The 22,718-nt window shown below is 72.0% G+C and carries 20 protein-coding genes and 1 tRNA gene; 7 read left to right on the forward strand and 14 right to left on the reverse strand.

Going from position 1 to position 22,718, the window contains the following annotated elements:
• Window positions 1-85: 85 nt before the first annotated feature.
• From ACZ7KF_RS15775 to ACZ7KF_RS15795, 5 genes are all read right to left on the reverse strand, one after another.
• Window positions 86-1,570, reverse strand: a complete 1,485-nt coding sequence (locus ACZ7KF_RS15775; protein ID WP_471074035.1) for a peptidoglycan D,D-transpeptidase FtsI family protein — start codon at window positions 1,568-1,570, stop codon at window positions 86-88.
• Window positions 1,567-3,018, reverse strand: a complete 1,452-nt coding sequence (locus tag ACZ7KF_RS15780; RefSeq protein WP_471074037.1) for an FtsW/RodA/SpoVE family cell cycle protein — start codon at window positions 3,016-3,018, stop codon at window positions 1,567-1,569. The genes ACZ7KF_RS15775 and ACZ7KF_RS15780 overlap by 4 nt, the downstream gene beginning before the upstream one ends.
• Window positions 3,019-3,045: 27 nt before the next feature.
• Window positions 3,046-4,701 carry a Stp1/IreP family PP2C-type Ser/Thr phosphatase gene (locus ACZ7KF_RS15785; RefSeq protein ID WP_471074505.1) on the reverse strand — a complete coding sequence of 552 codons (1,656 nt, stop codon included), beginning with the start codon at window positions 4,699-4,701 and terminating at the stop codon, window positions 3,046-3,048.
• A gap of 132 nt (window positions 4,702-4,833) precedes the next feature.
• The gene (locus ACZ7KF_RS15790; RefSeq protein WP_471074040.1) at window positions 4,834-5,367 is read right to left on the reverse strand and encodes an FHA domain-containing protein FhaB/FipA; all 534 of its coding nucleotides are present in this window, start codon (window positions 5,365-5,367) and stop codon (window positions 4,834-4,836) included.
• Between the two features lie 10 nt (window positions 5,368-5,377).
• On the reverse strand, window positions 5,378-6,220 hold the full coding sequence (locus ACZ7KF_RS15795) for an FhaA domain-containing protein (RefSeq protein WP_471074043.1): 843 nt from the start codon (window positions 6,218-6,220) through the stop codon (window positions 5,378-5,380).
• Window positions 6,221-6,719: 499 nt separating this feature from the next.
• Here ACZ7KF_RS15795 and ACZ7KF_RS15800 point away from each other — a divergent pair.
• A tRNA-Leu gene (locus ACZ7KF_RS15800) sits at window positions 6,720-6,803 on the forward strand.
• Window positions 6,804-7,164: 361 nt separating this feature from the next.
• Here the strand turns inward: ACZ7KF_RS15800 and ACZ7KF_RS15805 are convergent.
• A complete protein-coding gene (locus tag ACZ7KF_RS15805; RefSeq protein ID WP_471074046.1) occupies window positions 7,165-7,974 on the reverse strand; it encodes a dimethylarginine dimethylaminohydrolase family protein in 810 nt (269 codons plus the stop codon).
• Window positions 7,975-8,202: 228 nt separating this feature from the next.
• On the opposite strand from ACZ7KF_RS15805, the gene ACZ7KF_RS15810 reads away from it, so the two are divergent.
• The 3 genes from ACZ7KF_RS15810 (at window position 8,203) to ACZ7KF_RS15820 (ending at window position 10,900) form a co-directional block, all read left to right on the forward strand.
• Window positions 8,203-9,633 carry a DUF2252 domain-containing protein gene (locus ACZ7KF_RS15810; protein ID WP_471074050.1) on the forward strand — a complete coding sequence of 477 codons (1,431 nt, stop codon included), beginning with the start codon at window positions 8,203-8,205 and terminating at the stop codon, window positions 9,631-9,633.
• Between the two features lie 76 nt (window positions 9,634-9,709).
• Window positions 9,710-10,522 (forward strand): hypothetical protein, encoded by an 813-nt coding sequence (locus ACZ7KF_RS15815; RefSeq protein WP_471074053.1) that lies wholly within the window; start codon window positions 9,710-9,712, stop codon window positions 10,520-10,522.
• Between the two features lie 48 nt (window positions 10,523-10,570).
• On the forward strand, window positions 10,571-10,900 hold the full coding sequence (locus ACZ7KF_RS15820; protein ID WP_471074508.1) for a rhodanese-like domain-containing protein: 330 nt from the start codon (window positions 10,571-10,573) through the stop codon (window positions 10,898-10,900).
• A gap of 24 nt (window positions 10,901-10,924) precedes the next feature.
• Here the strand turns inward: ACZ7KF_RS15820 and ACZ7KF_RS15825 are convergent, their stop codons facing one another.
• The 6 genes from ACZ7KF_RS15825 to paaA form a co-directional block, all read right to left on the reverse strand.
• Entirely contained in the window at window positions 10,925-12,067 is a 1,143-nt protein-coding gene (locus ACZ7KF_RS15825) for an acyl-CoA dehydrogenase family protein (protein ID WP_471074056.1), read from the reverse strand.
• Window positions 12,068-12,291: 224 nt separating this feature from the next.
• Entirely contained in the window at window positions 12,292-13,356 is a 1,065-nt protein-coding gene (locus ACZ7KF_RS15830) for a 2Fe-2S iron-sulfur cluster-binding protein (protein ID WP_471074059.1), read from the reverse strand.
• The gene (gene paaD / locus ACZ7KF_RS15835) at window positions 13,356-13,889 is read right to left on the reverse strand and encodes a 1,2-phenylacetyl-CoA epoxidase subunit PaaD (protein ID WP_471074062.1); all 534 of its coding nucleotides are present in this window, start codon (window positions 13,887-13,889) and stop codon (window positions 13,356-13,358) included. Before paaD ends, ACZ7KF_RS15830 begins: the two co-directional genes overlap by 1 nt.
• Window positions 13,883-14,584: a 1,2-phenylacetyl-CoA epoxidase subunit PaaC gene (paaC, locus tag ACZ7KF_RS15840; protein ID WP_471074511.1), complete on the reverse strand. Its 702-nt coding sequence runs from the start codon at window positions 14,582-14,584 to the stop codon at window positions 13,883-13,885. The genes paaD and paaC overlap by 7 nt, the downstream gene beginning before the upstream one ends.
• A gap of 26 nt (window positions 14,585-14,610) precedes the next feature.
• Window positions 14,611-14,898 carry a 1,2-phenylacetyl-CoA epoxidase subunit PaaB gene (gene paaB / locus ACZ7KF_RS15845; protein ID WP_014673816.1) on the reverse strand — a complete coding sequence of 96 codons (288 nt, stop codon included), beginning with the start codon at window positions 14,896-14,898 and terminating at the stop codon, window positions 14,611-14,613.
• On the reverse strand, window positions 14,895-15,911 hold the full coding sequence (gene paaA, locus ACZ7KF_RS15850) for a 1,2-phenylacetyl-CoA epoxidase subunit PaaA (protein WP_471074064.1): 1,017 nt from the start codon (window positions 15,909-15,911) through the stop codon (window positions 14,895-14,897). The genes paaB and paaA overlap by 4 nt, the downstream gene beginning before the upstream one ends.
• Window positions 15,912-16,458: 547 nt before the next feature.
• Between paaA and ACZ7KF_RS15855 the strand changes: the two genes are divergently transcribed.
• From ACZ7KF_RS15855 to ACZ7KF_RS15865, 3 genes are read left to right on the forward strand one after another with little or no spacing between them, the layout of a single operon-like run.
• The gene (locus ACZ7KF_RS15855) at window positions 16,459-17,223 is read left to right on the forward strand and encodes a DUF5819 family protein (RefSeq protein WP_471074066.1); all 765 of its coding nucleotides are present in this window, start codon (window positions 16,459-16,461) and stop codon (window positions 17,221-17,223) included.
• On the forward strand, window positions 17,220-18,431 hold the full coding sequence (locus ACZ7KF_RS15860; protein ID WP_471074069.1) for an HTTM domain-containing protein: 1,212 nt from the start codon (window positions 17,220-17,222) through the stop codon (window positions 18,429-18,431). The genes ACZ7KF_RS15855 and ACZ7KF_RS15860 overlap by 4 nt, the downstream gene beginning before the upstream one ends.
• On the forward strand, window positions 18,428-19,183 hold the full coding sequence (locus tag ACZ7KF_RS15865) for a TrmH family RNA methyltransferase (RefSeq protein WP_471074072.1): 756 nt from the start codon (window positions 18,428-18,430) through the stop codon (window positions 19,181-19,183). Before ACZ7KF_RS15860 ends, ACZ7KF_RS15865 begins: the two co-directional genes overlap by 4 nt.
• Before the next feature lie 96 nt (window positions 19,184-19,279).
• Here ACZ7KF_RS15865 and ACZ7KF_RS15870 read toward each other — a convergent pair whose 3' ends face one another.
• Entirely contained in the window at window positions 19,280-20,863 is a 1,584-nt protein-coding gene (locus tag ACZ7KF_RS15870) for a hypothetical protein (protein ID WP_471074075.1), read from the reverse strand.
• A 144-nt stretch (window positions 20,864-21,007) separates the two neighbouring features.
• Complete coding sequence (gene paaN, locus ACZ7KF_RS15875) at window positions 21,008-22,699, reverse strand: phenylacetic acid degradation protein PaaN (RefSeq protein WP_471074078.1); 1,692 nt, start codon at window positions 22,697-22,699, stop codon at window positions 21,008-21,010.
• Window positions 22,700-22,718 lie beyond the last annotated feature (19 nt).

The raw sequence follows: 22,718 nt of genomic DNA on the forward strand, positions 1-22,718 counted from the left end.
CGCAACCCGATACAGGACCGGTACCGCAACGTGCAACGATGTGAAGGAGCTGTGAGCGGCGTCACTTCCGGTGGCCCGGCGGCGGTCACTTCTTGGAGTCGATGACCGCCTTCATGACGCTCCTCGCGATCGGCGCGGCCAGACCGCCACCGGAGATGTCGTCGCGGTTGGCGCCCTCGTCCTCGATCACCACGGCCACGGCGACCGGCGAGCTGCCGTCGCTCTGCTTGGCGTAGGAGATGAACCAGGCGTAGGGGTTCTCGCTGTTCTCGACACCGTGCTGGGCGGTACCGGTCTTGCCGCCGACGGTGACGCCGCTGATCCGCGCGTTCTTACCGGTGCCCTCTTCGACCACCGTCTTCATCATGTCCTGCAGGATCTGCGCGTTCTTCGGCGACAGCGGCCGGCTCAGCTCCTCCGGCTGCGTCTTGGCGACCGGGTCCAGGTTGGAGGACTCCAGTTCGTCGACCATGTACGGCTTCATCAGCTTGCCGTCGTTGGCGACCGCCGACGCCACCATGGCCATCTGCAGCGGGGTGGCGGCGGTGTTGTACTGGCCGATGGAGGACAGCGCGGTCTGCGACTGGTTCATGTCGTCGGAGAACACCGAGGCGGTGGCGCGGACCGGGGTGAACTGCTCGGAGTCGAAGCCGAACTTCTTGGCCTCGGCCAGCATCTTGTCGTTGCCGAGGTCGGAGCCGATCTTGCCGAAGACCGTGTTGCAGGAGTACTGCAGGGCGACGCGCATGGGCGCGTCCTTGCACGGGATGTTGCCCTCGTTCTTCAGCTGGGTCGTGGTGCCCGGCATGGTCCACGGCAGCGGCGAGTCGGTCTTCTCGTCGGCCGAGGTGTACTTGCCGTTCTCCAGCGCCGCGGCGGCCGTGACCACCTTGAACGTGGAGCCCGGCGGGTAGGTCTCGCGCAGCGCCCGGTTCAGCATCGGGTCGTTGGGGTTGTACTTCTTCTGGAGCTTCTTCCAGGCCGCGGCGTCGTCGTTCGAATTCCCCGCGAAGGACGAGGGGTCGTACGACGGGTAGGAGGCGAGCGCCAGGATCTTGCCGGTGGAGGGTTCGAGGGCGACGACCGCGCCCTTGCCGCCCTGCCCCTTCAGACCGTCGTAGGCGGCCTTCTGCGCGGCGGCGTTGAGCGTGGTGACGACGTTGCCGCCCTGCTGCTCCTTGCCGGTGATCATGTCCAGGGTCTTGCGGAAGAACAGCTTGTCGTCGTTGCCGGTGAGGATGCCGTCCTCGAGGGACTCCAGCTGGGTGGCGCCGAAGGCCTGCGAGGCATATCCGGTCACCGGCGCCCACATGGGGCCGTTCTTGTACGTCCGCTTGTACTTCAGGTCGTTCAGACCGGTCTTGCCGTTCTCGGCGGACCCGGTGATGGGGTTGCCGTCCACGATGATGTCGCCGCGCGGGGTGGCGTAGCGGGCGATGGTGACGCGGCGGTTCTTCGGATCGTCCTTGAGTCCGTCGGCCCTGACGTACTGGAGCCAGTTGTCGCGGATCAGCAGGGTCAGCATGAGAAGGCCGCAGAAGAGCGCGATCCGGCGCAGGGGCTTGTTCATGACGGGCGGACCACCTGGGTCATCTCGGCGTCGGGGTTGGCGGCGGGGGTGGGCGCCGGGCGGCGGGCGGTGTCGCTGATGCGGATGAGGATGGCGATCAGCGCCCAGTTGGCCAGCACGGAGGAACCACCGGAGGCCAGGAACGGCATGGTCATACCGGTCAGCGGAATGAGCCCCATGACACCGCCGGCCACCACGAAGACCTGGAGGGCGAAGGCGCCGGAGAGGCCGACGGCGAGCAGCTTGCCGAACGGGTCCCGGGCGGCGAGGGCGGTGCGCACGCCGCGCTCCACGATCAGGCCGTAGATCAGCAGGATCGCCATGACGCCGGCGAGGCCCAGTTCCTCGCCGAAGGTGGCGAGGACGAAGTCGGAGTTGGCGGCGAACTTGATCAGGTCCGAGTGGCCCTGGCCCCAGCCGGTGCCGAGGGTGCCGCCGGAGCCGAACGCCCACAGCGACTGCTGCAGCTGGTCGGAGTGGAGGATGCCGTCGTGGGTGACCTGGCGGCTCAGCTCGTACTCGCGCATCGGGTTGAGCCAGGCCTGGACACGGGTCTGGATGTGCGGCTCGAAGCTCGCCACGCCGACGGCGCCGACCGCGGACATCAGCAGACCGAAGACGATCCAGCTGGTCCGCTCGGTGGCGACGTACAGCATGATCACGAACATGCCGAAGAACAGCAGGGAGGTGCCGAGGTCGGTCTCGAAGACCAGGATGAGGATCGAGATCGCCCAGACGACCAGGATGGGGCCGAGGTCGCGGCCACGCGGCAGGTAGAGGCCCATGAAGCGGCGGCTGGCGAGGGCCAGGGCGTCGCGCTTTACCATCAGGTAGCCGGCGAAGAAGACCGCGAGGACGATCTTCGCGAACTCACCGGGCTGGAGGGAGCCCAGTCCGGGGATCCGGATCCAGATCTTGGCGCCGTAGATATTGGCCCCGAGGCCCGGCACCAGCGGCAGGATCAGCAGGACCAGCGCGCCGAACATCGAGATGTAGGTGTAGCGCTGGAGGACCCGGTGGTCCTTCAGGAAGATCAGCACGACGGCGAACACGGCGATGGCCAGCGCGGTGTACAGCAGCTGCCGGGGGGCGGCCGGGGAGAAGCCTCTCAGCGACTGCAGCAGCTTGGACTGGTCCAGCCGCCAGATCACGACCAGGCCGAGCCCGTTGAGCAGGGTGGCCAGCGGCAGCAGCAGCGGGTCGGCGTAGGGCGCGAACTTCCGCACGGCGAGGTGGGCCACGCCGGCCAGCAGGGCGAGACCGAGGCCGTAGCTCAGCAGCCCGGTGGGTACCTGGTCGCTGATGGCCAGGCCCACGTTCGCGTAGGCGAACACCGGGATGGCCACGGCGAAGACCAGCAGGGCCAGCTCGGTGTTGCGGCGGCTCGGTGCTCCGATGGCGCCGATCGTGGACGTGTGATGCGTCGGCGAATTCGTAGTACTGCTCATCGTGTGACGGGGCCTCTCACGGCTTGCCTACTGCTTACCGCACAGCGAGACGACCTTCTGCTCATCCTCCGAGAGAGTGGGGCCGGGGCTGGGGGTCGCGGACGGGGTCGTGGACGGCGACTTCGAAGGGGACGTCGAGGGGGACGTCTTCGAGGCCGACGGGTTCGGGGTCGGGGAGGCCTTCGTGACGAGGGAGGCCTGCGTGACGGCGGAAGTGGTGGTGAAGGCCGTGTGCGTGACGGTACCCGTGGTGCCGCCGGTGCCACCGGTGCCGTTCGTGCTGTCGGCGCCGCCGGTGCCGTTGGTGGTGCTGTCGGTACCGCCGGTCTTGCCCTTGCCGTTCTTGGCGTTCTTCCGCGCGGCCTCGGCGGCGGCCTCGCGCTCGACCTGCTTGCGGCAGGCGGAGGCCTGCACCGACAGCTCCTGGACCTTCGCCTGGGCGGCGCCCAGTCCGCCCTCCGCGATCGTGGCCTTCACCTGCTTCTGCTGGTACGGCGGCAGGTACTTGAGTTCGATCTCCGGGTGGTCCTTCTCCACCTTCGACAGCGACACCCAGGCCAGGTCCTGGCTGATGCCGCGGTACAGCGCGACGTGCTCGCCCTGGGTGCCGACGTAGTACTGCGTCTGCGTCCAGCGGTAGCCGCCGTACAGTCCGCCGCCGACCACGGCGAGGGCGAGGGCGCCGTAGAGCGAGGTCTTCAGCCATCTGCGCTGCTTGCGCGGCTTGGTGAAGTCCTCGTCGGCGTAGTCGCCGAAGCCGCCGGCCGGGGCGTAGCCGGCGGTGTCGCCGGAACCGGGCGGGCCGAACTCGCCGCCGCCGTGTCCCTGGCGGCCCAGGTGGGAGGCGCGGCCGGCCGGCGTCTGCATGATGCCGTTGTCGTTCAGGTGGTTCTGGTTCTCGGCGACGGCGCCGACCACGACCGGCTGGTCGGAGAGCTGCCCGGCGAGGGTGTCCCCGGTGTCCAGGTCGAGCACGTCGGCGACGATCACGGTGATGTTGTCGGGGCCGCCGCCGCGCAGCGCGAGCTGGATCAGCTCCTGCACGGTCTCCTGCGGGCCCTGGTAGCTGGCGAGGGTCTCCTCCATCGTCTGGTGGGAGACGACGCCGGACAGGCCGTCGGAGCAGATCAGATAGCGGTCGCCGGCCCGGACCTCGCGGATCGACAGGTCGGGTTCGACGTGGTCGCCGCTGCCGAGGGCGCGCATCAGCAGGGAGCGCTGCGGGTGGGTGGTGGCCTCTTCCTCGGTGATCCGGCCCTCGTCCACCAGCCGCTGCACCCAGGTGTGGTCCTGGGTGATCTGGGTGAGGACCCCGTCACGGAGCAGATAGGCGCGGGAGTCGCCGACGTGCACGAGGCCGAGGCGCTGGCCGGTCCACAGCAGGGCGGTGAGGGTGGTGCCCATGCCTTCGAGCTGGGGGTCCTCCTCGACCATGGCGCGCAGCTGGTCGTTGGCGCGCTGCACGGCGGTGCCGAGCGAGGTGAGGATGTCGGAGCCGGGCACGTCGTCGTCGAGCGTGACCAGGGTGGAGATCACTTCGGAGGAGGCGACCTCGCCGGCCGCCTGGCCGCCCATGCCGTCGGCGATGGCGAGCAGGCGCGGACCGGCGTAACCGGAGTCCTCGTTGCCCTCCCGGATCATGCCTTTGTGCGATCCGGCGGCAAAGCGCAGTGACAGACTCATGCGCACCTCGCCCGTCGGCTCCGGGTACAGCCGGTCGTGTCGAGCCACACTGCCCACCCTCCGGTTGGGAGCGCGCCGGAGACCGGGTGGCGGCCTGCCGCTGCGTGCTCGCTCCGCTCGCTCATTGTCGTACTACTTCCGCAGCTCGATTGCGGTCTTGCCGATGCGGATCGGCGCGCCCAGCGGGATCGGTGTGGGGGTCGTCAGCCGGGACCGGTCCAGGTAGGTGCCGTTGGTGGAGCCGAGGTCCTCGACGATCCACTGGCCGTCGCGGTCCGGATAGATCCTGGCATGGCGGCTGGAGGCGTAGTCGTCGTCCAGCACGATCGTGGAGTCGTGCGCCCGGCCCAGGGTGATGGTCTGGCCCTGGAGCGCGACGGTGGTGCCGGTGAGTGTGCCTTCGGTCACGACCAGCTTGCTGGGGGCGTTGCGGCCCCGTCGGCCGCCGCCGCCCTGCTGGCCGCGCTGCTGCGGGGGCGCGGCCTGCTGCCGCGCCTGCTGGCGGCCCGGCTGCTGCTGCGGCCGGGCGGCCTCCCTACGCGATCCGCGCTGGGTGACACGCGTACCGAACAGGTCGCTCCGGATGACCTGCACGGCCACGATCACGAACAGCCACAGTACGGCCAGGAAACCCAGCCGCATGACCGTGAGGGTCAGCTCTGACATTGCCCCCGCTTCACCCTTCGGCTTGCCTATAGATAACGGTGGTGCTGCCCACGACGATCCGCGAGCCGTCGCGGAGCGTAGCGCGGGTGGTGTGCTGCCCGTCCACCACGATGCCGTTGGTGGAGCCGAGATCCTGGATCGTCGAGGGCGTTCCGGTCCGGATCTCGCAGTGCCGGCGGGAGACGCCGGGGTCGTCGATCCGCACGTCGGCGTCGGTGCTGCGGCCCAGCACGAGCGTCGCGCGGGAGATCTGGTGGCGGGTGCCGTTGATCTCGATCCAGTAGCGGGTGCGCGCGCCGCTCATCGGAGCCGCGGCGGGCCGCTGGGTGGCCGGCTGCGGGTAACCGTACCCGCCGGGGCGGGTGCCGGGCGGCGGCGCGGACGGCATCGGGGGCGCGCCCGCGGGGGCCGGCGGGTAGCCGCCGGGCGTGCTCTGTCCGGGGCGGCCGGCGGGGGCCTGGGGGGCCTGCTGGCTGCTGGAGGAGGCCAGGGTGCGCGAGCGCACCCGGTACAGGCCGGTGTCCAGGTCCTCGGCCTTCTCCAGGTTGACCTTGATCGGTCCCATGAAGGTGTAGCGCTGCTGCTTGGCGTAGTCGCGCACCATGCCGGCCAGCTCGTCGCCGAGCTGCCCGGAGTAGGGGCTCAGGCGCTCGTAGTCCGGCGCGCTCAGTTCCACGATGAAGTCGTTGGGTACGACAGTCCGCTCGCGGTTCCAGATGGTGGCGTTGTTGTCGCACTCCCGCTGGAGCGCTCCGGCGATCTCCACGGGCTGGACCTCGGACTTGAAGACCTTGGCGAAGGTGCCGTTCACCAGACCTTCGAGACGCTGCTCGAACTTCTTCAGGACTCCCATGGGGCACCTCCTCCGTCCCTGCCGTCGTCTTGCCTGCTGTGTGCCGCTGCCGTGCCGGGTACTGCCGGTACTGCTCACTGATCGTATCTACGCGCCCGCCAATCAGCCGGTTCCCCCAGCGGCTCCCCTTCGAACTCCTGGCGCGTGTCCTGCTGCCATGGCCGGCGCGTGTCCTGTTGCCATGGATCGTAGAGGCGGGCCAAGACCAGTGTCCCGCACCCGGCTGTGGACCCGGTCCGTCTCCTGGGCAGACGGCCCGGACCGGTACGAGGTTGATACGTGAAGCGCGTCTCCTTGGTACGTGCGGACACCGGCTTGGTGCGTGCGGACACCGGCGCCGCCCCGCGTGGCGGACGGGCCGGGGCCCGGGCGGGGCGGGGGAGGTGGGCCGGGGCGGGCGGACGGGAAGCGATGTGAATCCACCCCGTGCGACGTGCTAATGTTCTGGATGTCGGAAGGGGCCAGCCCGAAAGGGCCGGAAACGGAAGACACACCCAATGCGCGGGTGGCGGAATAGGCAGACGCGCTGGATTCAGGTTCCAGTGCCCGCAAGGGCGTGGGGGTTCAACTCCCCCCTCGCGCACACAGTGGCCAAGGGCCCATCGTGAAAACGATGGGCCCTTGGTCGTTTGTCGCGCCATGGTGATTTCACTCCGACGGGGTGTGAGGAAGCTCTCAGGCTTCGGTGGGGGGTTCGCTGACGGTCCGTTCGGCGGTCCGTGGTGCCGCTGTCGGGATCGCATGACCGGGATCACACGGGGGCGTGACTCGTCCGTCGGTCCGCGCGTGGTCCGCGAGTCGCCCGCGCGCGGTCCGCCTGCGGTGCGCGGGTGGTGCGCGCGCGGGCCGGCCCGGGGTGATCCGGCCCACACGCTCTCACCGCCCGCTCCCGATCCGGCCCGACGACGTCGTCCGGTGCCGCCGGGCGCGCTTCGGCGTGTCGATCAAGTCCGGTCGTCCGGAACCGCGTTGTCGAGCGTGAGGGCCGTGCAGCGCACTCCCCCGCCGCCCTTGCGCAGTTCCGTCGTGTCCAGCTCGCAGACCTCCAGGCCACGGGCGCGCAGCTCGGCGGCGAAGCGGGGCGTGCCGGTGGTCATGGTGACCGTGGTGCCGTCGCTCACCAGGTTGAGCGCGAACAGGGCGGCCTCCTCCGGCGACACCTCGATCAGGTCCAGACCGAGGCCGCGCAGCCGGGCCGCGCTCTCCGGCTCCAGCGCCTGCGGGCAGTACGCCACGGTCCGCGCGTCGATCACGCCGACCGCCAGGTCCAGGTCGTACCACCGCTCGTCCGCGGTGCGCAGCGGCACGACCTCGTAGCCGAGCAGGTCGGACAGGACGGCGTGCATGCGGCGGTCCGTGCGCTGCCCGTGGCCGGCCAGCAGGAACGGTCCGCAGGCCAGGGCGTCGCCCTGGCCGCTGAAGGCGTACGGCGCGTCGTGCACCTCGTAGCCCTGCTCGGTCAACCAGGCCCGGAAATAGGGTATTTCGGGGCGGCGGGGAGCGGGCGGGGCGCCGAGGACGGCACGGCCGCCCGCGACGAGGGCGCCGTTGGCCGTGTAGACCATGTCCGGGCATTCGGGTGCCGACTTCATGAACCTGACGGTGCGGCCGGCTGCGGCATGCGTCTTGGCGATGACCTCGTGCTCGGCGAGGGCCGCAGGCCGGTCCGGCTGTCGGCCCGTGTGCATGTACGGGTTGATGACGTAGTCGATGCGGAAGTTCTCCGCATCGCACATCAGAAGTTCTTTGTTCAAGGGGTCTCCTGAACGCGGGAAGCCGTCAGGGACATGATCCTTGAGCGCGGCGCGTCCGCGGCGTGATCGGCCCGAAAAGGACCTTGTGGGGGTCGGAGTCGTCCACAGCGGCTGAGTTGTCCACAGGGTCTGACGCGTTTCGGCCACCGGTTGTACGGTCTCTCCGAGTTGATGTTCGCACCGACGCCCGTTCGACGGGCGTGCGGCCAGTACGGGGGAGGCGGTCGCGTGACCGGAACCGGTGGGGGAGAGACGGACGCGGCGGACCGGGGCACGAGCCGGCTGCCCCGGGTGCGCGGGTTCGCCCGGTGGCCCGCGCAGGGCTCGCCGAAGGAGGAGGGCAAGGCGCTGCGGACGAGCGTGCCGCGCTCCTCCCATCGCACGCTCGACCTGGACGCCGGCCGCCCGGACGCGGTGAGCGCGGTCGTGGAGTCCAACGCCGGCCGCATCCCCGAGCTGACCCCGATCCGGGTGGGCCGGATGGCGGCCGGACCGTTCGCCTTCCTGCGCGGCTCGGCCGGACTCATGGCGCACGACCTCGCGCGCACCCCTCTGACCGGGATCGGCACCCAGATATGCGGGGACGCCCACGCGGCCAACTTCGGTCTGTACGGCGACGCGCGCGGTGATCTCGTCATCGACCTCAACGACTTCGACGAGACCGTGCACGGCCCCTGGGAGTGGGACCTGAAGCGGCTCGCGACCTCTCTGGTGCTCGCCGGCCGGGAGGCGGGCGCCGACGAGGACACCTGCCGGGCGGCGGCCCGCGACGCGGCCGGTGCCTACCGCCGCACGATGCGGCTGCTGGCGAAGCTGCCCGTCCTCGACGCCTGGAACGCCATCGCGGACGAGGAACTGGTCTCCCACACCGACGCCCACGACCTGCTCGGCACGCTCCAGCGGGTCTCCGAGAAGGCCCGGTCCAACACCAGCGGCCGGTTCGCGGCCAAGTCGACCGAGGCGGTGGCGGACGGCGGACGCCGGTTCGTGGCCGCCCCGCCGGTGCTGCGCCGCATCCCGGACGCCGAGGCCGCGGCGGTCGCGGCGGCCCTGGAGCCCTACGTCGACACGCTGGGCGAGGACCGCCACCCCCTGCTCGCCCGGCACGCCGTGCACGACGTGGCGTTCCGGGTGGTCGGCACCGGCAGCGTCGGCACCCGGTCGTACGTCGTCCTGCTCCTCGACCACCGTGGGGAGCCGCTGGTCCTGCAGGTGAAGGAGGCGCGTCCCTCCGCGCTCGTCCCGCACCTGGCCGCGGTCGGCTTCGCGACGCCGCCGGTGCCGCACGAGGGCCGCCGGGTGGTCCTCGGACAGCAGCGGATGCAGGTCGTCAGCGACATCCTGCTCGGCTGGACCACCGTGGACGGCCGCCCGTACCAGGTGCGTCAGTTCCGCAACCGCAAGGGCAGCGTCGACCCGGCCGCCCTCGCCACGGACCAGGTGGACGACTACGGCCGTATGACCGGCGCCCTGCTGGCCCGCGCCCACTCCCACGGCGCGGACCCGCGGCTGATCGCCGGGTACTGCGGCAAGAACGAGGAGCTGGACGAGGCCGTCGCCGAGTTCGCCGTCGCCTACGCCGACCGCACCGAGTCCGACCACGCCGAGCTGCTCACGGCCGTCCGCACCGGCCGCATAGCGGCCGAGCTGGACGTGTGAGGAAGACGACGGCTGCCGGGGGGTACCGGAAGCGCAGGCTCCGGCTCCACCCGGGCACAGCGGCTACGCTGGGCGGATGACGACCCCGGAAGCCGACCAGTCGCAGGCGCCGCGCCCCGAGGAACGGCTGGAAAAGGCCGTACGGGCCGCCGAGCAGGCACTGATCGAGTACGAGATCGCCGTGGAGACGTTCCGCGTCGAGGTCGAGAACTTCGCCCGCCTGCACGAACAGCGCCTGGGCCCGCTCTACGCCCGGATCGAGGAGCTGGACGCGGAGATCGCCGAGGCGAAGGCCGCCCGCACCGGCGACCCCGAGGATCTCCGCCGGGCCACGGAGGCCCGTGCCCGCGTGCTGCCGATCCCGGGCGTGGAGGAACTGCTCAGCGGCTGGATGGACGGCGACGGCCTGTTCCCGGAGGCCGCCGCCATGCTCACCGACCAGGCGGTACGCCCCCCGCAGCGGGTGCGGCCCAGCGAGGAGGCCCGCAGGCTCTACCGCGACCTGGCGCGCAAGGCCCACCCCGACCTGGCCCAGGAGGAAGAGGAGCGCAAGCGGCGCGAGGAGTTCCTCAGCAGGGTCAACGCCGCCTACGCCCGGGGTGACGAGGCCCTGCTCGGGGAGCTGGCCGTGGAATGGGCGGCCGGTCCGGTCCCGCCCGAGCGCCGCCCGAGCCCCGCCGAGGAGCTGTACGCCCGCCTCGAATGGCTTTCCCAGCGCAAGGAGCTGCTCGCCCTCGTCGCCCGCGAACTGGAGGAGGGCGCGATCGCCGGCCTGCTCCGCCTCGCCCCGGACGACCCCGACGGGCTGCTCGACGAGATCGCCGCCCGGCTGCGCGCCGACATCGTCCAGCGGGAGACGGATCTGGCCGCCCTGCTGGGGCAGGACTGAGCCGCCCGGGCTTCGGGTAGCGTCGGAGCCATGAATTTCGGAGCTGGTGTGCCCACGGTCCAGGTCGCGGACCTCAAGGACGGCGACTTCCTGCTGGACGTCCGCGAGGACGACGAGTGGCAGGCGGGTCACGCCGCCGGGGCCCTGCACATTCCCATCAGCGAGTTCGTGGCCCGCTACGGCGAGCTGACCGAGGCCGCCCCGCAGGACGGCCGTGTCCACGTCATCTGCCGCTCGGGCGGCCGCTCGGCCCAGGTCACCATGTACCTGGTCCAGCAGGGCATCGACGCGGTGAACGTCGACGGCGGCATGCAGCACTGGCAGGCGGCCGGCCGTCCGGTCGTCACCGACGGGGGCCAGCCGGGCTTCGTCCTCTAGCGGCGGCCCCCGGGACCGCCCTCGTCAGCCCAGGGGATGGGCGGCCAGCAGGTCGCCGAGGCTCTCCTCGTACGCCGCCGCCGGGCCGAGCGCCAGTTCCAGGTGCTTGGCCCAGGCGTGATAGCGGTGCAGCGGGTAGTCGGTGTCCGCGCCGAACCCGCCGTGCAGATGCTGCGCCGTCTGCACCACTCGTCGTACGCCCTCCGCCGCCCAGATCTTCGCCACGGCGACGTCGCCGGAGGCGGGCAGTGTCCCCGATGCCCCCGAGGCGATCCGCCAGGCGGCCTGCCAGAGGGTGGCCTCCATGGCGCGCAGGTCGATGTAGCGGTCCGCGGCCTGTACGGCCACCGCCTGGAACGTCGCGAGCGGATGCCCGAACTGCTCCCGCGTGCCGGTGTACTCGGCGGTCATCCGCAGCACCCGCTCGCCCAGCCCGAGCGCCAGCGCGCACGTACCGGTCACCAGCAGCGCGTGCAGCCACTCCCAGGCGCCCTCGGCCTCGATCACCCCGTCCGGCTCGACCCGCACGGACCGCAGTCGCAGCTCGGCCAGTCGCTCCCCGCTGGTGGAGATCTGCTCGGCGAGCACCAGCCCGTCCGCCCCGCGCGGCAGCAGCGCCAGCACGGTCCGGTCGGCGGCCGTGCCCTCGACATGGGCCGGCACGAGGATCAGGTCCGCGTCGTACGCCCACGGCACCGCCGTCTGCACCCCGTCCAGCAGCCAGGTCCGCCCCTCGCGCCGTGCGGTGACGGCCGGTTCGGCGGGGTCGTGACCGGTACGCCCGTGCGCCGCGACGGTCAGCACCAGCTCACCGCGGCCCGCCCGGGCCAGCAGCCGGTCGGCCTGCTCCGGGCCGCCATAGGTCTGCACGGCAGCCGCGGCGGCGCTGTGCTCCAGCAGCGGCACCCGGGCGAGCACCTGGCCGGCCTCGCGCAGCACCAGGCACAACGCGATCGCGTCCAGGCCCGCCCCGTCGTGCGCCTCGGCCAGCAGCAGACCGAGCAGGTCCGCGCCGGCGAGCCGGGACCACAACGCCCGGTCGAGGCCCTCGGCCACGGCACCCGGGGTGAGCGCCGGACTGGGCACCGCGTCCGGCGCGACACCGGCGAACACCCCCCGCGCCGCCTCGGCCGCCGCCCGCTGCTCCTCGCTGAAGGTGAAGTCCACGGCACTGTCCTCCTGGCGGGTCCGGTCAGCCCTCTGCAGATCTGACGGTCCGTCAAGATAGAACAAGTTCTAGGAGAAGGGAACGGCCGCGGACTGCTCCGGCTGCCCGCGAGAACGGTCGCCCCCGCCCGCGCGCCGCCGGCGTCACGCGTCCCTCCCGCACTCCTTCCGCCCGCACTCCTTCCGCCCGCTCTCCTTCCGCCCACACTCCTTCCGCGCGGTCCTCAGCGGTCGAAGTCCAGCTCCACCTTCTCCGTCAGCGGATGCGACTGGCACGCCAGGACGTAACCGGCGTCCGTCTCCTCCGTCTCCAGGGCGAAGTTGCGGTCCATGCGTACCTCGCCCGCGACCAGGAAGGCGCGGCAGGTGCCGCACACGCCGCCCTTGCAGGCGTAGGGCGCGTCGGGGCGGTTGCGCAGCACCGTGTCCAGCAGCGATTCGCCGTCCCGCACCGGCCAGGTGCCGCCGCGGCCGTCGAGCCGGGCGGTGACCGTGCTGTGCGTGAGTGCCGCGGTCGTGGACGGCCGGGCCGACCCCGCGTCCACGTGGAAGATCTCCTGGTGGATCCGGTCCCGCCCCACACCCAGCTCGCGCAGCGCCCGTTCCGCCCCCTCCACCAGTCCGTACGGCCCGCACAGGAACCAGCCCGCCACCTGCTCCACCGGCAGCAGCGCGGGCAGGAGCCCGGTGAGCCGCTCACGGTCGAGCCGGCCCGACGGCAGACCCGCCTGCTGCTCCTCCCGGGAGAGCACGGTCACCAGCTGAAGCCGCTCCGGATAGCGGTCCTTCAGATCGGCGACCTCCTCCAGGAACATCGTCGACGCCGCCGTGCGATCGCTGCGGACCAGGCAGAAGCGGGCCGCCGGCTCCCGGGCGAGCAGCGTGGCGGCGATCGACAGCACCGGGGTGATGCCGCTGCCGCCGACGACCGCCGCGTACAGGCCCGGCGCCGGCTCCAGTGTGAAGCGGCCCGCCGGGGTCATCACCTCCAGCTCGTCCCCGACGGCGACCTCCTTCAACGCGTAGGAGGAGAAGGCGCCGCCTTCCACCAGCCGTACGCCGACCCGCAGGGTGTCGGGGCCCGGCCCGACCGGGTCGGGAGCGGTGGAGCAGATCGAGTAGGTGCGCCGGATCTCCGTGCCGTCGACCCGGCGGCGCACCGCGAGGTGCTGGCCGGGCGCGTGCCGGTACTCCTCGCGCAGCTCGGGCGGGACGGTGAGGGTGAGGGCGACGGAGTCGTCCGTGATCCGGTCGACCGCGGCCACCGGGAGCGGGTGGAAGCGCGCCATCACAACTCCTTGAAGTGGTCGAACGGTTCACGGCAGGCCAGGCAGCGGCGCAGTGCCTTGCACGCGGTGGAGGAGAACCGGCTCAGCAGCTCGGTGTCGGCCGAGTCGCAGTGCGGGCAGCGGACCGGTTCGACCTCGGCGGCCGTCGCGTGCGTGCGGGTCGGGCCCAGGGTCAGCGGCACGGGGCCGGCGTCGTGGCGCACGCGCGGGGGAGCTATACCGAACTCCCGGAGCTTGTCCCGGCCTTCGGGGGTGATGTCGTCGGTGGACCAGGCGGGACTGAGCACCGTGCGGACGGTGACCTCGCGCATGCCGTGGGCGCGCAGCACCCGCTCGATGTCGAGACTCATCGCCTCGATGGCCGGGCAGCCGGTGTAGGTCGGGGTCAGGTCGACCTCCACCGCGTCGGGGCCGTGGAGGTGCACCGCGCGGAGCACGCCCAGCTCCCGCAGGGTGAGCACGGGCAGCTCGGGGTCGGGCACCGCGCCGGCCAGCTCCAGCAGCTCCGTCTCCAGGGCGGTGGCGGTCACCATGACGCTCCCGGGTGGCTGCGGTGCAGGTGCTGCATCTCGGCGAGCATCCGGCCGAACGACTCGGTGTGCAGGCCCTGCCGGCCCGCTCCCGCGGCCCAGGCGCCGGTGCGCGGCCCCTCCGGAACGGTCAGCGCGGCCCGGCCGAGCACGTCGGTGACGGACTCCAGCCAACGGGCCTCCAGCGCGGCCCGGTCGCCGGCCAGTCCCTCCACCGGCTGGAACATCTCCCCGGTGAACCGCCACAGCGCGTCGCAGGCCCGCTGCATCCGCTCGTGGCTGGTCCGCGTGCCGTCGCCGAGCCGCAGCGTCCACTGCTCGGCGTGGTCGCGGTGGTAGGCGACCTCCTTCACGGCTTTGGCGGCCAGCGGCGCGAACGGGCCGTCACCGGTGGCCAGTTCGGTGTAGAGCAGCTGCTGGTAGGTGGAGAAGTACAGCTGGCGGGCGATGGTGTGCGCGAAGTCGCCGTTCGGCTGCTCGACCAGCTGGAGGTTGCGGAAGGCGCGTTCCTCGCGCAGATAGGCCAGCTCGTCCTCGTCGCCGGCGAGCGAGAGCAGCACCCGGGCCTGGCCGAGCAGGTCCAGGGCGATGTTGGCGAGGGCGACCTCCTCCTCCAGGACGGGGGCGTGCCCGGCCCATTCGCCCAGGCGGTGGGAGAGCACCAGGGCGTCGTCGCCGAGGGCGAGCGCGGCGGTCACCGGAACGGTGGCGGGGCCGGTGGCGGTCACAGGTGCTTCACCCCTTCCGGGATCTCGTAGAAGGTGGGGTGCCGGTAGGGCTTGTCGGCGGCCGGTTCGAAGAAGGGGTCCTTCTCGTCCGGCGAGGAGGCGGTGATCGCGGCGGCCGGGACGACCCAGATGGAGACGCCCTCGCCGCGCCGGGTGTACAGGTCGCGGGCGTTGCGCAGGGCCAGCTCGGCGTCGGGCGCGTGCAGGCTGCCGGCGTGGGTGTGGGACAGGCCGCGCCGGGAACGCACGAAGACCTCCCACAGGGGCCAGTCGGTGGTGCTCATGCTCGCGTCGCTCCCGTCTCACCGGTGCCGCCGGTGTGCTTGGCCGCGTAGGCCGCGGCCGCTTCCCGTACCCACGCGCCCTCGTCGTGGGCGCGCTTGCGCTGGGTGATCCGCTGCTCGTTGCAGGGGCCGTTGCCCTTGAGGACCTCCCAGAACTCCGTCCAGTCGATGGGACCGAAGTCGTGGTGCCCCCGCTCCTCGTTCCACCGCAGGTCCGGGTCGGGGAGGGTGAGGCCCAGGGACTCGGCCTGGGGGACGCAGATGTCCACGAAGCGCTGGCGCAGCTCGTCGTTGGAGTGGCGCTTGATCTTCCACTCCATCGACTGCGCGGAGTGCTGGGACTCGTCGTCGGGCGGGCCGAACATCATCAGCGACGGCCACCACCAGCGGTTCACCGCGTCCTGGGCCATGGCGTGCTGCTCCGGCGTGCCCTTGCCGAGGGCCAGCAGCAGCTCGTACCCCTGGCGCTGGTGGAAGGACTCCTCCTTGCAGATGCGGACCATCGCGCGGGCGTACGGACCGTAGGAGCAGCGGCACAGGGGGACCTGGTTGGTGATCGCGGCGCCGTCCACCAGCCAGCCGATCGCGCCCACGTCGGCCCAGGTGAGCGTGGGGTAGTTGAAGATCGAGGAGTACTTCTGGCGGCCGGTGTGCAGCTTGTCGAGCAGCTCGTCGCGGCCGGTGCCGAGGGTCTCGGCCGCGCTGTACAGGTACAGGCCGTGGCCGGCCTCGTCCTGGACCTTGGCCATGAGGATCGCCTTGCGGCGCAGGGACGGCGCGCGGGTGATCCAGTTGGCCTCGGGCTGCATGCCGATGATCTCGGAGTGCGCGTGCTGGGCGATCTGCCGGATCAGGGTCGAGCGGTAGGCGTCGGGCATCCAGTCGCGCGGTTCGATGCGTTCGTCGGCGGCCACGGCCGCGTCGAAGGCGTGCTGGTAGGCCGTCGTGTCGACGGTGTCCGGTGCGCCGTCCGATTCCGTGCCGGCCGTGCGCTGCGCGGCTGCTGTGGCCATGCGGTCCCCCTGACCTCGGGCTCTGCGGTGAACGCTGTTCGATCGATCGGCCCCGACCGATCGTTCGGTCCGTGCGTATCCATGGTGTGCCGGGCCGCCGCGGGGTGTCAACCGCTGTGGAAAACTCCTCGTGCGGCCGGTACCGCGTGCCTGGAGCCCGTCTCGTGGACGGGCGCGGCGTGCGGGAACGGACGGCCGGGGCTCCCGGGGGAGGCCGCGTGGCTCGGAGGGACGGCCCGCGTGGCTCGGAGGGACGGGCCGCGTGGCGAGGACCACCGCGGTCGGCCCGTACCCGGGGCTGCGCCGGGTGCCTCGGGCTGAGTACCGTTCCGTGCGAGTGTCCGGACGTGGCGCTCGTGCAGCGTGCGGCGCCTGTGCCGACAACGCGCCGCTGAGCTGACCCGCTCGGCCGACCGCCGGGCCGGACCGCCGGGCCGGGCGACCGGGCCGTACGGCCCAGCCGTACGACAGAACCGCACGACAGAATCGAACGACCGGGCTGGACGATCCAGCCGCACGACGGAGCCGAAACGGGGGACGGGACGGAATGGACGCGTACGACGAGGACTCGCGGGGGCCGCAGGCTCCCGGCGGGTCGGCCGGGACGCGTCTCCCGGAAGACTTCCCGGAGCCGCTTCCGCCGCCCGGGACCGCACCCTCGCCCCGCACCGGCGTCGCCGCGCTCTCCCTGCGCTACCAGATCGGCGCGGCGCTGGCACTCGGGGTGGTCGCCGTGGGTGCCTGCGTGCACCTGGTGATGGTGTTCCTCAGCCTCGCGCCCGCGAACACGGTGACGAAGCAGCACGGCCAGGCGGTCCAGGACTGGGTGTACCCGGAGTTCGAGCAGAACTGGAAACTGTTCGCCCCGAACCCGTTGCAGCAGAACATCGCCGTACAGGTCCGCGCCGAGGTGCGGACGAAGGACGGCGGACTGCGGACCACCGGGTGGACCGACCTGTCCGCCCAGGACGGCGCCGCCATCGACGGCAACCTGGTGCCCAGCCACACCCAGCAGAACGAGCTGCGACGGGCCTGGGACTTCTTCGCCGCCACGCACGCCACCGACAACCGTCCCGTGGGCATGCGCGGCTCGCTGTCCGAGCAGTACCTGCGCCGCATCGTGGTCATGCGCCTGTACCGGGACGATCCGACGAGCCGGGAAGGCGTGATCCAGCGCGTGCAGGTCCGTTCCAGCACCTCCAATGTGCAGCCGCCGCCCTGGAGCCGTGAGCGGGTGTCCGACAAGCCCGTCTACCGCGTGCTGCCCTGGTGGTCCCTGACGTCCGACGAGGCCGCGGGAGGTGTGCGGTGAACCGTCTCTCCCTGACACTGTCACGGGGTATCGCCCGGGTCACCGAGGCGGCCCTCGGGCCGTACCAGACCGCCGTGATCCGCATCGGCTTCGCCGGGACCTGGCTGCTGTTCCTGCTGCGCGAGTTCCCGCACCGCCAGGAGCTGTACGGCCCCGCCGGACCGTGGGGCTGGAACCTCGCCAAAGAGCTGACCGCCGACAATCACGCCTTCACCGCGCTGCTGTGGTCCGACGGGCAGCTCTGGTTCGAGTGCTGCTACACGCTGGCCATCCTCGCCGCCGCGGCCCTGCTGCTCGGCTGGCGCACCCGGACCGCCTCCCTGCTGTTCATGCTGGGCGTGCTGTCGCTGCAGAACCGCAGCGTCTTCGTCGGCGACGGCGGCGACAACGTGCTGCACCTGATGGCCATATACCTGGTGTTCACGCGCTGCGGACAGGTGTGGTCCCTGGACGCCCGCCGCGCGGCCCGCGACGCCGCGGCACGCGCGCGTGGCGAGCGGGCGCCCGCCGACCGGGTCGGTCCGCTGCTGTGGGCGGTGCTCGGCCTGGCGCTCGGCGCGGCGACGCTGGCCGGGCGGTTCGACAACGGCTGGCTGATCCCGGCGCTGCTGTGGACGGCCTGGACGGCGCTCGGCCTGTGGTGGGCCGTCGGACGCCGGACGGCCTGGGACGAGCCGCGGATCCTGCTGGACGTCGTCGCCAACATCCTGCACAACGGCGCCCTGGTCGTGATCATGGCCGAGGCGTGCCTGATCTACGCCACCGCGGGCTGGTACAAGATCCAGGGCTCGCGCTGGCAGGACGGCACCGCCGTCTACTACCCGCTCCACCTGGACTACTTCTCGCCCTGGCCCGGCCTCGCGGAGCTGATGTCCTCCAGCGGCACGATCATGATGGTCGTCGCCTACGGCACGGTCATGGTGCAGGTCGCCTTCCCGTTCACCCTGTTCAACCGGCGGGTCAAGAACGTGCTGCTGGTGCTGATGATGGTGGAGCACGCGGTGATCGCGGTCGTCCTCGGCCTGCCGTTCTTCTCGCTGGCGATGATCACCGCGGACGCGGTCTTCCTGCCGACGTCCTTCCTGCGCCGGCTCGGTGCCCTGGCGGCACGCGCGCGGGGACGGCTCGTGCGGCGCGGCACCCGTACGGTGCCGCCGCCGCGCTCCTCGGAGGAGAGCACCGCGGACCGCATAGGGTTCACGGCATGACGGATCCGCTGAGCCGCTGGCGCGCGCACGCGGAGGACGCCGTGCTGCTCGACGGCTTCCACGCCCTGAAGCACGCGTTGCGCTTCGGCGCCGAGGTGCCGGTCGCGGTCACCACCGACCGGGGAGCCGCGCTCGGCCTCGCGGAGGAGCTGGCCGGGGACGTCCGCGACACGCTGGACGCCCTCCTGGCGGAGGTGTCCGAGCAGGCGTACGCCTCTCTCGTCCCGCGCCCCCATCCGACCGGCGTGGCCGCCCTCGCGGTACGGCCGTCCCGCGCGGCCAACCTGCGCGCGCTCGCCCACAGGCCGCGCACCGCGCCCGTCGTGGTCCTGGACAACCCCCGCAATCTGGGCAACGCCGGCGCCGTGATCCGGCTGGCCGCCGGTTTCGGGGCGACCGGGGTGGTCACCACGGGCACGCTCGACCCCTGGCATCCCACCGTGGTCCGCGGCGGCGCGGGCCTGCACTTCGCGACCGCCGTGGAACGCCTCGGCATCGCCGACCTGCCGCCCGGACCGCTGTTCGCGCTCGATCCGGAGGGCGAGGACATCCGCGGGACCGAACTGCCCGACGACGCCGTGCTGGCCTTCGGCTCGGAACGCACCGGCCTGTCACCGGAACTCCGCACCCGCGCCGACCACCTCCTGCGGCTCCCGATGCGCCCCCAGGTCTCCAGTTACAACCTCGCCACCAGCGTGGCGATGACGCTGTACCACTGGAGTGCGACCGGCGCCCGCCCGGACGCGCTCTAGCGGGCTCCGACCGCGGGCAGCCGGAACCCGGCCGCGGGCAGCCGGAACTCAGCTGGATGCGGCCGGTCCCGGCCGGGCGGCCGAATGCTGTCGGCTCTAACCGGCGAAGAACGCGGTCAGGGAGGCGAGGATCGCGAGCGCGGGCTGGGCGATGTCGGCGCCGGTGTTCAGCAGTGACCGCAGCCGTTGCAGCCGGGTGCCGGCCGCTGCCGGGTCCGGTTCCGGGTCGGAGCCGATCCTGGCGAGGTCGTGGATCGTGGTGGCGGCCTCCTCCCGGTCGGCGGCGGTCATGTCCCCGCTCGACAGGACCAGGCGCAGCAACCGTGTGAGGTCGTCGGCCCCGACCGCCGTGCCGTGCGTGTTCTGGAAGTCCCGGATCACGGTGTCCTGGGGGCGGTTGACGAACGTGGTGTTCTCGCCCTGGAAGTAGAAGTTCTCCGACAACGCGGCTCCCGCCGTCTCGAGGGTGACCTGGCTGTTGCTGACCGTGATCCCGGTCGGCGGCGGTACGGCCGCCCGCATGGCCGACCTGATGGTGTCCTGCGCCGCGCGGAGCGCTTCGAAGGCGGCCGTGTCGGTCGCGCGGGCCGACGACAGCAGGGTGCGTACGGCCTCGTCGGCGGGGACGTACCGCCGGTTCTCCCGGCCCGGGGCGTGGTACCCGAAGTGCTCGGGCGTCCTGCTGTCCCGCCGGGGTGAGCCGCTGTCGGGCTCCGGCACGGAGGCGGGCAGGGCGCGCAGGGCCGCCGCGATCCCGCCGAAGAGGGCACGGAAGTACGCCGTCGAGGTGTGCTCGATCCGGAGGACGAGCTTGTCGCCCTCGTGGAGCGGTCCCTGCGGGGAGCGGAAGAAGACCAGGGAGGGCAGCTGCTCGGGGCCGAGGCCGAGCAGGGAGGCGATCTCGTAGGCGCCCTGCGGGTCGTACGGCGTCCACCGCAGCCAGCGCATGGCCGCCATCACTCGGTACAGCTCGGGTTCCAGGTGGCGGCGCCAGTACTTCTTCGCCCTCGACCAGTCCTGGCGCCGCTCCACGACGAAGACCCGGGTGGCCGGGCCCGACAGGACGTTCAGGTCGTCGAAGTGGGTGCGGACGTACGTCGCGAGTTCGACGTCGGCCTCCGTGTAGAGCAGTACGCCCCACAGCCGGGGGCCCGCCGCCGGCGCGGTGGCGTTCTCCGTCACCTGGAGCCAGCGCAGCAGCTCGGCGGGGTTGCGCGGCGCTCCCATCAGGTAGCCGGCCATGGCGGAGCGCTCGATGTACAGCACCAGCAGGTCGCCGTCGGCCGGATCCAGCTCGGACAGCAGGCTCCGGTCGTCCAGGCGCTGGTCCAGCACGGAGTCGGCGAGCCAGACGTCACGGACGATGTCGCCGTACCAGGACACGCTCTCGCTGGGGGGCAACGGCTCCGGGCGGGCCGCGCCGACCCGGCGGGCCTCGGTGAGGCAGAGCGTCTTCAGTTCCCCGACCGTCATGCGGGGCAGAGCGGTGTCGGGAACGTCGACCTCGAAGAACCGGGCGCTCACCTTTCGGTCGAGTTCGCCCCACCGGCCGGTACCGTCGGACCGGTCGAATCCGCCCTTCCTGATCATCTCGTCCAGCTGCCAGGAGAAGGTGGCTCCATAGGCGCTGTGCGTGATGATCAGCCGGTCGCCCTCGCGTACATCGATGGCCAGCCGCATTCCCCCACCCCTCCGTGAGGCATCAGAGCCTGTTGCGATTATGGGGGAGCAACCGGCCGCGCCACGTCGGCTCGCCGCGGCAAGTGCCGGGGGCCGCGGGCCGGTTGGGTCGGCCCGCGGTGTCTTGGCGGTGAGCGGGAACCGCTACGCCTCCCGCCGGACCTCCACCGTCCGGAAGCGGTTGGCGACGAACGCGCCGTCGGTGAGGGCCGCGTTGGCCGCCGGGTTGCCGCCCGAACCGTGGAAGTCGGAGAACGCGGCCGTCTGGTTGACGTAGACCCCGCCCGTCAGGTTGAGGGAGAGCTGGGCCGCCTCCTCCAGGCAGACCTCCTCGACCGCCCGCTCGGTCTCGGCGTCCGTGGTGTACGCGCCGACCGTCATCGCGCCCTTCTCCCGGACCGTACGGCGCAGCAGCTCCACCGCGTCCGTCACCGAGTCGACGGCGACCGCGAAGGAGACCGGGCCGAAGCACTCGCTCATGTAGGCGGCCTCGTCGTCCGGCTTGGCCCCGTCCAGCTTGACGACGACGGGGGTGCGGACGACCGCGCCCGGGAACTCGGGGTTGGTGATCTCGCGGGACGCGAGGGCGACTTCGCCGAGGCCGGCCGCGGCCTCCAGACGGGCCTTGACGTCCGGGTTGACGATCGCGCCCAGCAGGGCGTTCGCGCGCGCGTCGTCGCCGAGGAGGCCGTCGACCGCGCGGGCGAGGTCGGCGGTGACCTCGTCGAACGTCTTGGGGCCCTGGTCGGTGGCGATGCCGTCGCGGGGGATGAGCAGGTTCTGCGGGGTGGTGCACATCTGGCCGCTGTACAGGGACAGCGAGAACGCCAGGTTGGACAGCATGCCCTTGTAGTCGTCGGTGGAGTGCACGATCACCGTGTTGACGCCGGCCTTCTCCGTGTAGACCTGCGCCTGGCGGGCGTTGGCCTCCAGCCAGTCGCCGAAGGACGTCGACCCGGTGTAGTCGATGATCCTGATCTCGGGGCGGGTGGCGAGGGTCTTGGCGACGCCCTCGCCGGTGCCCTCGGCGGCCAGCGCCACCAGGTTCGGGTCGAAGCCGGCCGCGGCCAGCACGTCCCGGGCGACCTGGACGGTCAGGGCGAGCGGCAGCACCGCGCGCGGGTGCGGCTTGACCAGGACCGCGTTGCCGGTGGCCAGGGAGGCGAACAGGCCCGGGTAGCCGTTCCAGGTCGGGAAGGTGTTGCAGCCGATGACGAGGGCGATGCCCCGGGGGACCGCGGTGAACCGCTTGGTGAGCGCGAGCGGGTCGCGCTTGCCCTGCGGCTTGGTCCACTCCGCCGCCTCGGGCGTGCGGACCTGCTCCGCGTACGCGTACGCCACCGCCTCCAGGCCGCGGTCCTGGGCGTGCGGGCCGCCCGCCTGGAACGCCATCATGAACGCCTGCCCGCTGGTGTGCATGACCGCGTGCGCGAACTCGTGCGTCCGGTCGCTGATCCGCTTCAGGATCTCCAGACAGACCACCGCACGGACCTCCGGGCCGGCGTCCCGCCACGCCCGCTGCCCGGCTCGCATGGCCGCGAGCAGCACGTCGACGTCCGCGTGCGGGTATGTCACGCCCAGCTCGACGCCGTACGGCGAGACCTCGCCGCCCACCCAGCCGTCCGTACCGGGCTGGCCGAGGTCGAGACGCGTGCCCAGCAGCGCGTCGAAGGCGGCCTTGCCCGCCGCCGCGTCCAGGCTGCCGTTCTCGCCGTAGGCCTTCGGGTGTTCGGGGTGCGGGGACCAGTACGCGCGGGTGCGGATCGCTTCCAGGGCCTGGTCGAGCGTCGGCCGGTGCTTCTCGATCAGCTCGTGCGCGGTCAGTTCGGCGGCCATGCGGGACCAACTCCTCGTC

Source organism: Streptomyces sp. NPDC038200 (genome assembly GCF_055600785.1).